The organism is Gordonia sp. w5E2 (assembly GCF_036540975.1).
GTDB lineage: Bacteria > Actinomycetota > Actinomycetes > Mycobacteriales > Mycobacteriaceae > Gordonia > Gordonia jacobaea.
In genome coordinates, this window is record NZ_CP144213.1 from 1,562,059 (window position 1) to 1,577,510 (window position 15,452).

General features: G+C 66.9%; 12 protein-coding genes. 7 read left to right on the forward strand and 5 right to left on the reverse strand.

All coding sequences use genetic code 11. The features are described from left to right. Nucleotides 1-62 precede the first annotated feature (62 nt). On the forward strand, nt 63-629 hold the full coding sequence (locus RND64_RS07130) for a DUF4245 domain-containing protein (protein WP_049699816.1): 567 nt from the start codon (nt 63-65) through the stop codon (nt 627-629). A 56-nt stretch (nt 630-685) separates the two neighbouring features. Here RND64_RS07130 and RND64_RS07135 read toward each other — a convergent pair whose 3' ends face one another. Genes RND64_RS07135 through RND64_RS07145 form a run of 3 tightly spaced genes read right to left on the reverse strand, consistent with a single transcriptional unit; the run spans nt 686 to nt 3,164 of the window. Next, nucleotides 686-964 carry an exodeoxyribonuclease VII small subunit gene (locus RND64_RS07135; RefSeq protein ID WP_049699627.1) on the reverse strand — a complete coding sequence of 93 codons (279 nt, stop codon included), beginning with the start codon at nt 962-964 and terminating at the stop codon, nt 686-688. Beyond that, entirely contained in the window at nt 961-2,307 is a 1,347-nt protein-coding gene (gene xseA, locus RND64_RS07140) for an exodeoxyribonuclease VII large subunit (protein WP_049699626.1), read from the reverse strand. The genes RND64_RS07135 and xseA overlap by 4 nt, the downstream gene beginning before the upstream one ends. Beyond that, complete coding sequence (locus RND64_RS07145; protein ID WP_049699625.1) at nt 2,304-3,164, reverse strand: lipid droplet-associated protein; 861 nt, start codon at nt 3,162-3,164, stop codon at nt 2,304-2,306. Before RND64_RS07145 ends, xseA begins: the two co-directional genes overlap by 4 nt. A gap of 83 nt (nt 3,165-3,247) precedes the next feature. On the opposite strand from RND64_RS07145, the gene RND64_RS07150 reads away from it, so the two are divergent. Next, complete coding sequence (locus RND64_RS07150) at nt 3,248-4,204, forward strand: 4-hydroxy-3-methylbut-2-enyl diphosphate reductase (RefSeq protein WP_049699815.1); 957 nt, start codon at nt 3,248-3,250, stop codon at nt 4,202-4,204. A gap of 26 nt (nt 4,205-4,230) precedes the next feature. Here RND64_RS07150 and mycP read toward each other — a convergent pair whose 3' ends face one another. Next, a complete protein-coding gene (mycP, locus tag RND64_RS07155) occupies nt 4,231-5,613 on the reverse strand; it encodes a type VII secretion-associated serine protease mycosin (RefSeq protein ID WP_414652008.1) in 1,383 nt (460 codons plus the stop codon). A 2-nt stretch (nt 5,614-5,615) separates the two neighbouring features. Further along, the gene (gene eccD / locus RND64_RS07160) at nt 5,616-7,187 is read right to left on the reverse strand and encodes a type VII secretion integral membrane protein EccD (RefSeq protein WP_053117482.1); all 1,572 of its coding nucleotides are present in this window, start codon (nt 7,185-7,187) and stop codon (nt 5,616-5,618) included. Nucleotides 7,188-7,313: 126 nt separating this feature from the next. On the opposite strand from eccD, the gene eccCa reads away from it, so the two are divergent. The 5 genes from eccCa (at nt 7,314) to glmM (ending at nt 15,451) form a co-directional block, all read left to right on the forward strand. Further along, nucleotides 7,314-11,501, forward strand: coding sequence for a type VII secretion protein EccCa (gene eccCa / locus RND64_RS07165; RefSeq protein ID WP_049699624.1), 4,188 nt, complete (start codon nt 7,314-7,316; stop codon nt 11,499-11,501). Continuing rightward, the gene (locus RND64_RS07170; RefSeq protein ID WP_083444409.1) at nt 11,498-12,823 is read left to right on the forward strand and encodes a type VII secretion-associated protein; all 1,326 of its coding nucleotides are present in this window, start codon (nt 11,498-11,500) and stop codon (nt 12,821-12,823) included. Before eccCa ends, RND64_RS07170 begins: the two co-directional genes overlap by 4 nt. A gap of 180 nt (nt 12,824-13,003) precedes the next feature. Beyond that, complete coding sequence (gene rplM / locus RND64_RS07175) at nt 13,004-13,447, forward strand: 50S ribosomal protein L13 (protein ID WP_049699623.1); 444 nt, start codon at nt 13,004-13,006, stop codon at nt 13,445-13,447. After that, entirely contained in the window at nt 13,444-14,046 is a 603-nt protein-coding gene (gene rpsI, locus RND64_RS07180) for a 30S ribosomal protein S9 (protein ID WP_053117479.1), read from the forward strand. Before rplM ends, rpsI begins: the two co-directional genes overlap by 4 nt. A gap of 1 nt (nt 14,047) precedes the next feature. After that, nucleotides 14,048-15,451, forward strand: coding sequence for a phosphoglucosamine mutase (glmM, locus tag RND64_RS07185; RefSeq protein ID WP_049699622.1), 1,404 nt, complete (start codon nt 14,048-14,050; stop codon nt 15,449-15,451). The last annotated feature ends 1 nt before the right edge of the window (nt 15,452 follow it).

Here is a 15,452-nt window from a genome sequence, read left to right on the forward strand (position 1 = left end):
CGGGCACGCTGGTCGAGGGGCGCGACGAGGGGTGCGGCGTGCGGCTGGGATACTCGTCAGCCATGGCGAGCAAACCCCGCATCCTGACCAGCGGCAAGGACATGATCTGGACGCTGATCCCGTTGCTGGCGGTGTGCGCGCTGGTGGCGATCGCATCCGGCAACTGCTCGGTGGGACTGACCGGCACCGCGTCCGACGACAAAACCCCCGCGTACGACGTCTACAACGGACTGGCCGCGGACGCGCGGACCATGCCGTTTCCGATTCGACGCCCCCCGACGCCGGAGGACTGGAAGCCGAACTCGGGCAGCACTGGGGAGATGGCAGGCGGCGCGACGTCGAGCAACGTCGGTTGGGTCACCGGCACCGGCGCCTATCTGCAGCTCACGCAGACCAATGCGTCCGAGGACGATCTCGTCGACAAGCTCGGCGGCGACGACGTCTCGTCGGGAACGGGCACCAAGCACATCGGCGGGCACACCTGGGTGACCTATTCGACGCACGACGACAACAAGTTCTGGATCACCGATCTCTCCGACGTGCGGATTGCCGTGATGTCGCGCGGTCCCGACTCCGAGATGGAGCAGATGGCGCAGTCGGTGCTCGCCCAGCAGCCGCTGCCGAAGTAGGGCTCTCGAGCGCTTTTGTCGGAATTCCGGTCCGGGTGAGCCCAGTCCGGACGAGCTCAGTCCTCGTCGGAATCTGAGTCGTCGAACTCCTCATCCTCGTCGTCCTCGCCGGGTGAGAGGGCAGCCTCGATGCGGTCACGCGCGCCGGTGAGGTGTTCCTCGCAGCGCGTCGCCAATGCTTCGCCGCGTTCCCAGAGTGCGAGCGATGCGTCGAGGTCGAGGCCACCGTGTTCGAGTGTCGTGACGACCTCGATGAGCTCGTCGCGTGCCTGCTCGTAACCGAGCTGCGCCACCGGAATCGGCTTGGCGGACTTGCCTTTCGCGGGGCCGGTCACTTCGTGCTCCTCTTCGTGCTGGGGGTGTCGGTGCTCTTCGCTGTGTGCTTCTCGGCGTCGGGGGCGGGTTGTGGTGACGTGACCTCAGCCGCCGCGGCGCCGTCGCCGACGCGGATGCGCAGTCGTGCGCCCGCGGGCATCTGGTCGGTCGAGGTCACCACGTGGGGTTCGCCGTCGTCGACGCGTTGGACGACGGCGTATCCGCGGGCGAGCGTCTGCGCCGGACCGAGTGTCGACAGGCGGGCGGAGAGATGTTCGACGCGGCGCTGCTCGGCGTCGACCATCCTGCTGACGTCGCGCCGGATATCGCGGCGCATGCGTTCGACGTCGTCGGAGCGCCGGTCGATCATGGTGAACGGGTTGGCCAGGACTGGCCGTGCACGCAGGCCCGCGATCACCCGTTCTTCGCGGTGGACCCAGTTGCGCAGTGCGTGCGCGCTGCGTCGGCGCATCTCGGCGATGCCCGCGAGTTCGGCGGTGACGTCGGGGACGACGCGCTTGGCCGCGTCCGTCGGGGTGGCGGCGCGGATGTCGGCGACGAGGTCGAGGAGCGGATTGTCGGGTTCGTGTCCGATCGCGCTGATGACCGGCGTGGTGCATGCTGCGACGGCCCGCAGCAGGGCCTCGTCGGAGAAGGGGAGCAGATCCTCGACGCTGCCACCGCCGCGTGCGATCACGATGACGTCGATTTCGGGGTCGGCGTCGAGATCGGCGAGGTGCGCCAGGATGCGTGGCACCGCTGTCGGTCCCTGGACGGGAGCGTCGCGGACCGCGAAGCGCACCTGCGTCCATCGTGCTTGCGCCACCGACATCACGTCACGCTGCGCGGCGCTCGCGCGTCCGGAGATCAGCCCGACGGTGCGGGGCAGGAACGGCAGTGACCGCTTGAGGCGCGGATCGAAGAGTCCCTCCGCCGCCAGGAGTTGTTTGAGGCGCTCGATGCGCAGGAGTAGCTGGCCGACGCCGATGGGCCGAATGTCTGTGACGCGCAACGAGATCGTGCCGCGGCCGGCGTAGAAGTCGGGTCGGCCGAGCATCACGACGTGGCTGCCCTCGGTCACGGGCACCTCGGTGCGCATCAACAGGTCGGGGCTGCAGGTGACGGTGATCGAGATGTCGGCGGCCGGATCACGCAGCGTGAGGAACGAGGTTCGGGTACCTGGTCGGCGCGAGACCTGGGTGACCTGACCCTCCACCCAGATCTGCCCGAGCCGGTTGATCCACTCCGCGATCTTGCGGTTGACGGTGCGTACCGGCCACGGGTTGTCGGCGTTGTTTCCCGTGTCCTGGGAGTTCCCGCTGTCTCTGGAGTTCCCGGGCGGCGTTGCGTTCGCCGAGGTCACGACCGCTTGTTCTGGGCGGTGATCCGGTTGTCGAGCATCGTGATGAACGGCGCCCGGTTCTTTGTCGCCGTCTCGTACGTGACCAACGCGGTGAGGTCGTCGAGGTCGACGGCCCGCAATTTGGCGCGCAGTTGGGCCAGCGTCAGGGTGTCGTACTCGATGAACTCGACGATCTCCGGCTTGTCGACGTCGGAGAGGTTGTCGTCCGTGGGGGCTGTCTCACCTGCGATGAGGTCGGCGGGTGCGGAGCTGTAGAGCGCGAACCGCCCTGCGTCGGCACGGGGCGCCGCGGCCTCGGTGGTCTTCGACGACGCCGGTGTCGCGGTCTTAGCGGGTTCCGCCTTGGGGGTGGCCTTCGCGGGCGTCGAGTTCTTGGTCGCCGTGCTCGTCTCGGCCGTGGCCTTCGGGGCTTTTGTCGCTGTGTCCTTATGGGCCGACTTCTTCTGCGCCGAACTCTTGTCGGCCGAACTCTTGTGCGCCGCGGCGGGCTCAGTGGACGACTTCGCAGTCATCTTCGGTGCCGCGTGCAGCGTCGTGACCTGGGCGGTCCGGGTCACGGTTGGTTCGGTGTCCGGACTCTCGATGGGCGTCCCGGGGTCGATCTCGGTCAGCTCGTCTTCGTCGAAGCGTGCCCACTCGGGCTGTTCGTCGGGTTTGTCGAAGAGAAGGTCGAGCGCCTCGTCGCCCTTGATGGCCAGCTCGGCGATCTGCTGCTGTGCCCGCATACCGGCTTGCAGCGTCTGACTAACCGCTGTCATGGGCAGCGTGAACAGGCGAGTCGGCAGTCGGCGGGTCTCTTCGATTGCCACGACGATGAGACCTGCGGCGATACGTGCAGGATAGGGTGCGCGAACCATGACAACACTCTGCCATCTGGTCTGCGTCACACCAACCCGAAGTGCGGCGGTTCGCGGGCATGACACCACGTACCCTGGAGACCATGTCTGAACCCAAGCGTGTCCTGCTGGCCGAGCCGCGTGGTTACTGCGCGGGCGTCGACCGTGCGGTCGAGACCGTCGAACGCGCCCTGGACAAGCACGGAGCACCGGTCTACGTGCGTAAAGAGATCGTTCACAACAGGCACGTCGTGGACACGCTCACCGAGCGTGGCGCCGTGTTCGTCGGCGAGACCGACGAGGTACCGGAGGGTGCGATCGTCGTCTTCTCCGCGCACGGGGTGTCGCCGGAGGTGCATCGCACGGCTGCGGCCCGCAGTCTCAAGACCATCGACGCCACCTGTCCGCTGGTCACCAAGGTGCACCAGGAGGCCAAGCGCTTCGCCCGCGACGATTACGACATCCTGCTGATCGGTCACGAGGGCCACGAAGAGGTCGAGGGAACCTCCGGCGAGGCTCCTGAGCACATCCAGATCGTCGACGGCCCCGACAGCGTCGACAAGGTGACCGTGCGCGACGAGTCCAAGGTGATCTGGCTCTCGCAGACCACACTGTCGGTCGACGAGACGATGGAAACCGTGCGGCGGCTGCGGGAGAAGTTCCCCCTTCTGAACGACCCGCCGAGCGACGACATCTGCTACGCCACGCAGAACCGCCAGGTCGCGGTGAAGGCGATGGCTCCGCAGTGCGATCTGGTGATCGTGGTGGGGTCCAAGAACTCGTCGAACTCGGTGCGGCTTGTCGAGGTCGCGGTGCAGAACGGCGCCAAGGACGGCCACCTTGTCGACTACGCCCGCGAGATCGACGACTCGTGGCTCGATGGCGTCTCGACTGTCGGCGTCACCTCCGGTGCGTCGGTGCCCGAGGTCTTGGTGCGCGGAGTGCTCGACTACCTCGCCGAGCGCGGCTACAACACGGTCGAGAAGGTCAACACCGCCGAGGAGACGCTGACGTTCGCACTGCCGCGCGAGTTGCGGCCCGCGCGGACGTCGTCGAAGTAGCCGACGCCTGTTGTACTCCCGGCGAGTCAGTACTCGTCCGGACTGAGCGTGCGGGTGCGTCGATGTGGCAGCGCGAGTGCGAGAACCACGATGATGAGCACCGCGGCCGCTCCCGTGCCGAGCAGGGCGACGTTGCGAGCGGTGTGATCGGGCGGCGGTGGTGACGGTGGCGCTGCGATCGGATGTGCGACGGCGTCGGCGCGCGGGGTGTCGTCGAGTTCTGCGGTGAGCGCCGCGACGGGGTCAACGACTCCGAATCCGATACGGGTATCGCGACCGTTACCCGGCGCGTGGGCCGTTCTGGTGACACGATCGATGACCGCGGCGGCGGTCAGTCGCGGGTATCGAGCACGGACAAGCGCGACGAGGCCGCTCACGTAGGCGGTCGAAAAGCTGGTGCCGCGCAAGGGGATTGGACCCGACTGATCCTGCTGCGCATACACGACCCGACCCGAACCGTCGATGCTGACGACGTCGGTTCCCGGTGCCGCTACAGACACCCACGGTCCGTTGATGCTGAAATCGCTGGGAGCGCCGGTGCCCGCGTCCACGGAGCCGACCGTGAGCACATACGGCGAGAACCATGCGGGGCTCGCGATCATCGAGACCGAACGCCAGCCCGTCGGGTCGTCTCCGCTGGGGATCGGATTCTGACTCGAACATGCCGAATCACGCGTCAGATTGCCCGCGGCGACGACGACAACGACGTCGCGCGTGTGCGCGTATCTCACTGCGGCGCCGAGCGATCGGTCGTTGAGCTTGGACCCTACGGCGGCACACGCCACCTCCGAGATGTTGATGACCGTTGCGCCGAGGTCGACGGCGCGGACCACCGCGTTGGCGAGCGTGCGGACCGAGCCGTATCCACTTCCCACGTTCGGATCGTCGGAACCGCGAGAACGCTTGGCGCCGAACGCTGTACTCGACTGACGAATCGAGATGATCGACGCGTCGGGTGCCACGCCGGTAAAGGCGTCGGTGCTGCTCGGCGCGCCCGCGATGATGCCCGCGACGAGTGTGCCGTGTGCGTCGCAGTCGGACAAACCGTCGCCGGTCGACACGTAGTCGCCACCCGCGGTCAGCCGGGGGAGTCGTCGACTCGGGCTCACGCCGGTGTCGATCACCGCGACGCGCTGTCCGGTGCCCCTGCTGAATCGCCAGGCGTCCGGCAGCCGCATCATCGCCTGCGCACCCGTCGCAGACGAATACGCTTCTGCGGCAATCGGTGTGGCACACAGCGTGCGTTGCTCTGTGGCTTCGGGCGGTGCCACGGGTGCAGATCTGACCAGCGCGGCGGCGTCGATGATCGGTGGTGTCACCGCAAGCGCCGGAGCCTCACTCGAGCATACGAGCACCGCGACGCACGAGACCATCGCCGCCACAACAGACCATGCGCGTGCGCGCGCCAACGTCAGAACTCCCGCACGATGCGGTAAAGGTCGAGTATCCACAGCAGCAACGGGATGACCGCGAGCAGCAACGCATACTCGAACAGTTCTGCGCTGCGCCGCAGCATCGGTGAGAAGTCATGAGCCGCAGCGAGTCTGCCGACGATCACGGCAACGACAGCCAGTGCCGTTGCGACGCCGAACCCGACGAGTGCCCACGGCGACGGATCGCCCACCGCGAGTCCGACGAAGACCGCGATCACCGTCAACGCGCCACCGGCGATCTGTGTTGCCGCCTGCGCGAGGTCGCTGTACGAGCGACCACGCAGGCACAGGACCAGACCGATGACGATCGCGTATGTGACCGCGATCACGTGGAATCCCGAGAGGGGAGCGGCTGTACCACATGCTGCTATTGCGGTGACAGTGGTTGCGCCGCCGATGATCCCGGTCAGATACGCGTTGGCGAGATGTGAGCGTCGTTCGAGCGCATCGACTTTGGGTAGCGCAATCGCACCGATAGCGCCGATCCCCTCGATCGCAGGCGTCGGTTCGAACACGTCGAGGTCGATCGGTGCGCCCGCCGTCGGTACCGGTGGCACAGGCAGTTTGGTGAGTAGGATCGTCGCGCGCGATGCGGTGCACACGGTCAACAGGCCGACTGCCGCCACGACCGCCGACACCTTCTCGACACCCACGCCGTCTGCGACGAGCGCCAGGACTGCTCCACCGCCTGCCAGCGCGGCGGCAGTGGTCAGCGCGCTGTGGGTGACCGGCCCGACCGCGGTCACGCGATACGAGACGACAGCGGCGAGCAAGACCAGCGCGCACCCCAGCGCCAGGTGGGCGGCGCCGAAGGTGCCGGGAGGCGTCAACAGGCCCGTGACGAATGCGAATGGCATGGCCGACGCCGACAGCACGGTTGCCGACGGCGCGTCGTCGTAGTGTCGCGCGACAACCGCGGCGGCGACAAGAAATGCCAGCGCCGCGATCGCACCGAATATTGCTGTCGTGCTTCCCATTCCGCCGAGTCGAGTGAGGCCGAGCGATGTGGCTGCACCCAGTGTGGCCACCAAGGTCGCGACGTATCCGCTGTAGCGCGCGGCGGTCGGCGACCACGTCGCGAACACCGAATCGTTGAGTCGTGCGACGGCGTCGACGACGTCGTCGAACAGCACAGGCGATTCGCCGGTGTCGACCGACTGCAGCATCAGGAGGTCGCCGTCGCGAACACCTGACTCCGACAACGTTCGGTTCGGCGCGAGCGGTTGCTGTCCGACGAGTGCGAGCGTCCAACGGTGATGGCGGTCGGGTGGCTGCGTCGAGGGGCCGACGTCGGGGTCGTCCTGGTCGCGCTGGACCGGGATGCGTGAGGTGATCTGGGCGACGAGTTCGCCGATCAGCACTGCCACCGGCACGGCAGCGGGGAGCCCGACGTCGAGTTGGGTGTTGCCGCCGAGGACCGACACTCGCACGAGTGCCGGCTCGATCGACGTCGTACGGCCGGCGCTGCGCTCGGTGGCTGAGCTGCCCCCGACCAGCCCGCCCCCGACCGGGCTGCCCCCGCCCGTCCTCGACGTGTCCACAGATGTCATGTTTGTCCGTTCTCCCCGCGGTTGGGAGTTAACATAGCGAACTACGACATCGACGACCAGCCAAGTCTCAACAGGGCTAGAAGCCATGAGGCGCAGCGTGTGTCCGGGTTCTGTGGGGGAGATGAGTTGGCTTCGACGACCGAGGGGTTCGTGCGGCGTGCGCGGATCGCCATGCCGCGTACCCCCGGCGGTGAGTTGACGATCGCGCCCCCGCCCGACGTTCCCCGTGTGGTCCCCGGGAACCTGTTGATGAAGCTGCTTCCGGTCGTCATGGTCGTCGCGGTCATCGGAATGCTGGCGTTGATGTTCGCGACCGGCGGTCGCAACATTCTCAGCAACCCGCTGTTCATGATGTTTCCGCTGATGATGCTCATGTCGATGTTCGGCATGTTCGCCGCGGGTGGTCGGGGAGGGGGTAAGCGCGCCGCGGAGCTCAACGAGGAGCGCAAGGACTACTTCAGGTACCTCGGACAACTGCGGGAACAGGTCCGCGACACCGTCGACGCGCAGCGCGCAGCGCTGACCTGGAGTCATCCCGACCCGCGCGCACTCCCGACGCTCATCGGTACGCGCCGGATGTGGGAACGACGGCCATCCGATGCCGACTTCGCACACGTCCGGATCGGTGTGGGCGCGCACGGGCTCGCGACACGCCTGATGCCGCCAGAGACCGGGCCACCCGAAGACCTCGAGCCCGTTTCGATGGTGGCGTTACGCCGTTTCGTCCGAACACATTCCGTCGTTCACCGATTGCCGACGTCGATCTCCCTGCGCGGGTTTCCGGCAGTCAACATCGGCGGCGTGCGCGGGGAGACACGCGACGTGGTGCGCGCCCTCGTCGCAGAGCTGTGTGTGTTCCACGGGCCCGACCACCTGCGGATTGCGATCGTCACCTCCGACCCCGTCGGCGAGGCGTGGGACTGGACGAAATGGCTTCCTCACGTGGGACATCCGAGCCTCCGTGACGGACTGGGGCCGATGCGCATGATTTTCGAGTCGCTGGCTGATCTGGAGACGTCGCTTGCCGCGGAACTACTCGACCGCGGTCGATTCAGCAGATCCGCGCCGCCCGTCGCCGGTCGAGCGCACCTCGTCGTGATCATCGACGACGGCCACGTCGCCGGTGACGAGCGGCTGATCAACGATGCCGGTACCGAACAGGTGACCGTTCTCGATCTGTCCGCCCCGCCCGACGGCCTCGCGGCGAGACGCGGACTCGAGCTGACGATTCGCGGCGGAAAGGTTTGTGCGCGAAGCGCTGTCGGCATCGAGGAGTTCGCCGACATGGATGGGTTGACGATCGCCGAAGCGGAGGCCATTGCACGCAGACTGGCTCGCTATCATGTGGCAACCGCGGCGAGCCTGGCCAACCTGGACTCCGAAGCCACGGCGGGAGACCCGGGACTGCCCGCTCTCCTCGGCATCGACGATGTTGCCCGATTCGATCCAGCTGTCGAATGGCGCGGACGGACGGGTAAGGATCGTCTGCGTGTTCCGATCGGTTTCCAACCGAATGGAACCCCCGTCGAACTCGACATCAAAGAGAGCGCACACGGCGGAACCGGGCCGCACGGATTGTGCATCGGCGCAACGGGTTCGGGGAAGTCCGAGTTTCTGCGCACGCTTGTCGTGTCGATGTTGGCGACCCATTCGCCCGCCGAACTCAACCTGGTGCTCGTCGACTTCAAAGGCGGGGCGACGTTCCTGGGGCTCGAATGGGCGCCACACGTCGCGGCGATCATCACCAACCTCGAACAAGAGCTGGCGATGGTCGATCGGATGAAGGACGCGCTCTCCGGTGAGATGACTCGTCGCCAGGAGGTGCTTCGTGCCTCGGGAAACTTCGCCAACGTCGCCGAGTACGAGCGTGCGCGCGCGTCGGGTGTGCGTCTCGAGCCGATGCCAGCGCTGTTCATCATCGTCGACGAGTTCTCCGAATTGCTTTCCCAGAAGCCCGATTTCGCGGAGCTGTTCGTAGCGATCGGGAGGCTCGGGCGTTCTCTGCACATCCATCTGCTGCTGGCCTCGCAGCGGTTGGAGGAGGGCAAGCTGCGCGGTCTCGACAGTCACCTGTCGTATCGCATCGGGCTGAAGACCTTCTCGGCCAACGAGTCGAGGTCGGTGCTCGGCGTTCCCGACGCCTACCATCTGCCGAGCGTCCCGGGCTCTGCATACCTCAAATGTGACAGCGCCGAACCGATCAGGTTCAACACCTCGTACGTGTCAGGGGCCTATCACTCGCCGTCTGCCTACCTCGACGAGATCGACGAGGACCCCGACCGTCCGCGCGCCACGATGAAATTGTTCTCGGCGTTGCCGGTGCCACTCGACGGCGCGGACCACGACGGTGCAGATTACGGCGGGGCAGGTTACGGCGGGGCAGATTACTCAGTGGCGCAGCAAGGTTCGGTACTCGATGCCGCGCTGGCGCTGCTCGACGAGGAGCCGCCGGCCGTCGACGCGAGCACTGCAGGCATGAACGCGGTCGACGGAAGCGCGTCGGGCGATTCCGGTGACAACGGCAACGTCGGTGCCGACGTCGTCGGAGTCGGGGTTCCGACGTTGCTGCAGACACTTGTCGGGAGGATTGCCGGACACGGACCCGCGGCGCACGGTGTCTGGTTGCCGCCGCTCGACGAGTCGCCGACAGTCGATGCACTTACCGGTTGGGACGTGAACCGGGCTACCGCACCAGGCAATCTCGTCGCTGCCGTCGGCATCGTCGACCGCCCGTATGACCAGCGTCGCGACCTGCTCCTGCTCGACCTGTCCGGCGGCGCAGGCAATGTCGCGGTTGTCGGTGGCCCGCAATCGGGCAAGTCGACGACGCTGCGGACTCTGGTCATGTCGATGGCGGCAACGCACACGCCCGAGCAGGTTCAGTTCTACTGCCTCGATTTCGGTGGAGGCAGCCTCGCGGGTCTGACCGGTGTCCCGCACGTCGGGTCGGTGGCTTCGCGCGGCGACCTCGACGCGGTGCGTCGCACGGTCGCCGAGGTGTCGGCGATCCTGCGCCGTCGCGAATTGTTATTCGCGCGCTTGGGAATCGAGTCGATGCAGGATTTCCGCGCGCGTCGGTCGCAGTGGTTCGCCACCGGAATCCTCGCCGACGACGACCCTCTCGGCGACGACCGGCACGGCGATGTGTTCCTCGTCTTCGACGGCATCGCGGTGCTCCGCGGCGAATTCGACTTCCTCGACGAACAGATCAGCACGCTTGTCTCACAGGGACTCTCGTATGGAGTCCACGTCGTCATCGCGGCGTCGAGATGGGCAGAGGTCAAGCCGGCGATGCGCGACCTGATGGGCAGTCGGATCGAACTGCGGCTCGGCGACCCCAGCGATTCGACGATGGGCAGGCGCGTGGCGGCATCGGTGCCGCAAAATCGACCAGGACGCGGACTCACCGCACAGGAGCTGCACATGCTCATCGCGCTGCCGAGGCTCGACGGGGTCTCCTCGTCGGAATCGCTACGCGCAGGCGTCGCTCACGCCGCCGAGAAGCTGCAGACCATCTACGGGGCCGACCGGCAAGCAATGCCGGTTCGCAAACTCGGCACCGAGATCACGCGTGAGCGCGTCGACGAGTTGTTGGCGGCGTCGTCGATCACGTTGGCGCCCAACCAGGTAGCGATCGGCGTCGGCGAACTCGAGCTCGCTCCCGTCATCCTCGACTTCGGCGTGCAGCCGCACTTCATGGTGTTCTCCGACGTCGAACACGGCAAGACCAACGTGCTCAGGACGATCGTGAACGGGCTCGTGCGCAATTCGACGCCCGACGAGGTCAAGATCGTCCTCGTCGATTTCCGTCGGACCATGCTGGGCATCATCGAGGGCGATCATCTCGCGGGCTATGCGAGCTCGACCGAGAACGCGGGATCGATGATGACCCAGCTCGCGGGCTACTTCCGTGATCGGCTGCCACCGGAAGACCTCACGGTGCAGCAGCTGAAGGAACGTAGCTGGTGGTCGGGCCCCGACATCTACGTCATCATCGACGACTACGACATGGTGGCCACCGGCGCGCGACATCCGATCGAACCGCTGGTCGAGATGGCGTCGCACGCCCGCGATATCGGACTGCACATCGTGCTCGCACGTCGGTCTGGTGGTGTCGGTCGGGCGATGTTCGATCCGGTGATCGCCCGCCTGAAGGACCTGTCGAGCGACGTGCTGCTGATGAGCGGCGACCGCGACGAGGGCTACATCGTCGGTCGATCCAGAATGCAGCAGCTCGTGCCCGGCCGCGGAGAACTCGTGTCGCGGGTCAGGCCGCAGGAGATGATCCAGGTGTCCCTCGAGGCGGATCAGTGAGCGTCGCGATCCCGCGGGAACTGCTCGCACCGGCCGCACCGACGGCCCCGCCGGTCGTCGTCGATCTTGCGTACGGCGAGGCGGTCGTCGACACCATGACCTGGCCGGAGCTCTCCGATGTCACCTTCCTGCTCGACCACATCGACGCGGCCGTGGTGACCGTGGCCGGCGCGTCGCGTGATGTCGCGGAGCTGTGGCGTGAGGTGTTGTGGAACATCGCTCGCAGCGTGAGCGGCAGACCCATCCTGATCGGCCACCCCAGCACCTGGGGGTCGGTGCGGTGCGGAGTTCTCTCCCGGGCGGCGGCAGGTATGCACCCGCCCGTGAGCCTGATACCGCGCGCTGTTCTCGTGGCCCGCAGTCACAGCGACACCGTGATGGGCAACTGCGTGGTCGTCGAGACGACACACCGGCCGAGCTATCCGGCCGACACGGTGCCACCGACCTGGGATGTTGCGCGGATGGTTCGCACCTCCGCGGGATGGGCGATCGAGCGCAGCGGGGTCATTACTGTCGACGGCGATGCGCAGGCGGGGGAAAAGATCGTCGAGCTCATCGACGACTCGATCGAGGCGGTATTCGTCGACGGCGCAGACCGGAATCAGGTACGCGCCGCGATCGAGGAGATCTGCGCGCACACCGTCGCCGGACGAGTCGTGCCGGTCGATCGGGGACTTGTCCGTCGGCACGGAGCACGGACGACGGTTATTGCCCCGCTACCCGAGGCGGTGGGTGCTCAACCGGAGGACACACGTGCACGCCAGTCGTTCGCGCGGCGGTACCGACTGCCGATCGCATGCTGTGCCGCGCTGGTCGTCGGTCTGGTGGTGCTCGGCGTCGTCGGATGGGGACACCACGCGCCACAGGGCCCGGCATACCGCGACGCCGTGGTCGGGCGCACGACGCTCTCGGTGCCCGCCGCCTGGCATCACAGTGCACCGCCGATGCCCGGCGATCCGACCGATCGTGGCGAGGGCCAGACCCGCAGTGTCTTCACCGATCCGGGGTCCGGTGGCCGGATACTCCTCGTGCAGAGCGACGTCCGGTCGGCGTCGACGCTCGACTCGGTGGCGAACAGTCTGCGCAACCGGATCAGTCAGCGTGGAGACGACGTGGTGAGTGAGTTCTCGGCGTCGACGAGGTTCGGAGATCGCGAGGTGATCGCCTACCGCGAGGCGCCGGCGTCGGGGTCGGCGATCCGCTGGTACGTGCTGGTCGACGACGACCTTCAGGTGAGTATCGGGTGCCAGGCCGGTTCTGCGGGAGAATCGGTCGACGCCCACTGTGCACGGGCTGTGTCGACGGTGCGGATCGTCCCGTGATGCCACCGGCCGCGTTTTGACCCTGACCTGCGGCGTCGCGTACTCTGAATCGCTGGTGCGTGACACCTTCGCTCCTGCACGGAGCAAGGTAGCAGAGCCCCGGGTCCCCACTGGTCGCCGGGAATCGTCTCCGTCTGCGCTCCTGACCAGCACCATCGACATAAGAGTTGAGGACCACCTGTGCCTACTTACACCCCGAAGGCCGGTGACATCACGCGTACGTGGCATGTCATCGACGCCAACGACGTGGTGCTCGGCCGGCTGGCCGTGCAGAGCGCGAACCTGCTCCGCGGCAAGCACAAGCCGACCTACGCACCCCACATGGATGGCGGCGACTTCGTCATCATCATCAACGCCGAGAAGGTTGCGCTGACCAGCAACAAGGCTGACCGCAAGCTGAACTACCGGCACTCCGGACATCCGGGTGGCCTCAAGGTGCAGACCACCGCAGAGCTGCTCGACTCGCACCCCGAGCGGGTCGTCGAGAAGGCGATCAAGGGAATGCTGCCCCACACCAAGCTCGGCCGCGCAATGGCCTCGAAGCTCAAGGTGTACGCAGGCCCGAACCATCCCCACGCGGCCCAGCGCCCCGTTCCCTTCGAAATCAAGCAGGTGGCCCAGTGAGCAACGAGAACATCAGCGACGAGGCTGTGGAAAACGCAGTCGAGAACGCCGCCGAGGCGCAGGCCGCTGCCGGTGAGAACACCGCTGCCGCAGAGGGCGCTGTCGAAGCTGCCGTCGAGGCCGCTGTCGAGCTCGAGCAGGCCGCAGACGATTACGACACCGAGGCACCCGCTGCCGCCGAGGTCACCATCGATCGTGGTCCCGTGGTCATCGACCGTCCGATCCAGACCGTCGGTCGCCGCAAGGAGGCCGTGGTCCGCGTCCGCATGCTGCCCGGTTCGGGTGGATTCACCCTCAACGGCCGCAGCCTCGAGGACTACTTCCCCAACAAGGTTCACCAGCAGCTCATCAAGGCTCCGCTGGTGACCGTCGAGCGCACCGAGTCGTTCGACATCTACGCCAAGCTCGTCGGCGGCGGCCCCTCGGGCCAGGCCGGTGCGCTGCGTCTCGCGATCGCCCGTGCCCTCATCGAGGTCACCCCTGAGGATCGTCCGGCACTGAAGAAGGCCGGCTTCCTGACTCGCGACCCGCGTGCGGTCGAGCGCAAGAAGTACGGCCTGAAGAAGGCCCGCAAGGCGTCGCAGTACTCCAAGCGCTGACTTGGCACGCCTTTTCGGTACCGACGGCGTCCGAGGCCTGGCCAACGACCAACTCACCGCAGAGTTGGCGTTGCGCCTGGCCTCGGCCGCCGCGGTCGTTCTCGGAGACCTTTCCACAACCGGCGACACCGCATCAGCCGGCGACAGCACCACGGGCTTTCGGCCCCAGGTGGTCGTCGGTCGTGATCCGCGCGCGTCGAGCGAGATGCTCGAAGCCGCGGTCTGTGCCGGACTCGCCTCGGTCGGCGCCGACGCCATCCGCGTCGGCGTGCTGCCGACGCCCGCCGTCGCCTTCCTGACCGGCGACTACGACGCGACGTTCGGTGTGATGATCTCGGCGTCGCACAATCCGATGCCCGACAACGGCATCAAATTCTTCGGCGCGGGCGGGCACAAGCTCGACGACGACGTCGAGGACCGGATCGAAGCCGTGATGACCTCCGGCGACGTTCCCCATCCCACCGGTGCGGGCGTTGGCCGTCTGCGCGAGGCGCCCGACGCCGGTGCTCGCTACGCAGCGCATCTCGCCGCAGCCATCGACGCGCGACTCGACGGACTCAACGTCGTCGTCGATTGCGCGAATGGTGCTGCGGCACAAGTGGGTCCGCAAGTGTTCGCCAGCGCTGGTGCCACCGTCACCACCATCCACGCCGAACCCGACGGCATCAACATCAACGCCGACTGCGGCTCGACGCACATGGAGAAGTTGCAGGCGGCAGTGCTGGAGCACGGCGCAGACCTCGGCATCGCGTTCGACGGCGACGCCGACCGCTGCCTCGCAGTCGACTCGACCGGACAACTGGTCGACGGCGACGCGATCATGGCCATTCTGGCCACCGCACTGCATGCCCGCGGCCGACTCGTCGACGACGTGCTGGTCGCTACCGTCATGAGCAACCTCGGTCTGCACATCGCCATGCGCGAAGCGGGAATCGAGGTGCGTACCACCGCTGTTGGCGATCGATACGTGCTCGAGGAACTGCGACGCGGAGGCTATTCGCTCGGTGGTGAGCAGTCCGGTCACATCGTCTACCCGCAGGCGGGAACGACCGGCGACGGCATCCTCACCGGGTTGCTGCTGATGGGGCAGATCGTCAGGTCGGGCAAGCGTCTGGCCGAACTCGCGTCGATCGTCACCGTGCTGCCGCAGGAACTCATCAACGTTCGAGTCACCGACAAGCACGCGGTCGCGATCGCCGACTCGGTGCGCGACGCCGTCGAGGCGGCCGAGCAGGAGTTGGGATCGACAGGACGAGTTCTGTTGCGCCCCTCGGGAACCGAGCAACTCGTCCGCGTCATGGTCGAGGCACCGACTCCCGAGCTCGCACACGGCATCGCCGAGCGGATTGCGTCGGTCGTCGCCGAAGCAGGCGCGTCGGCGCGGTTGGCGTCGGGACGTCGGTGAC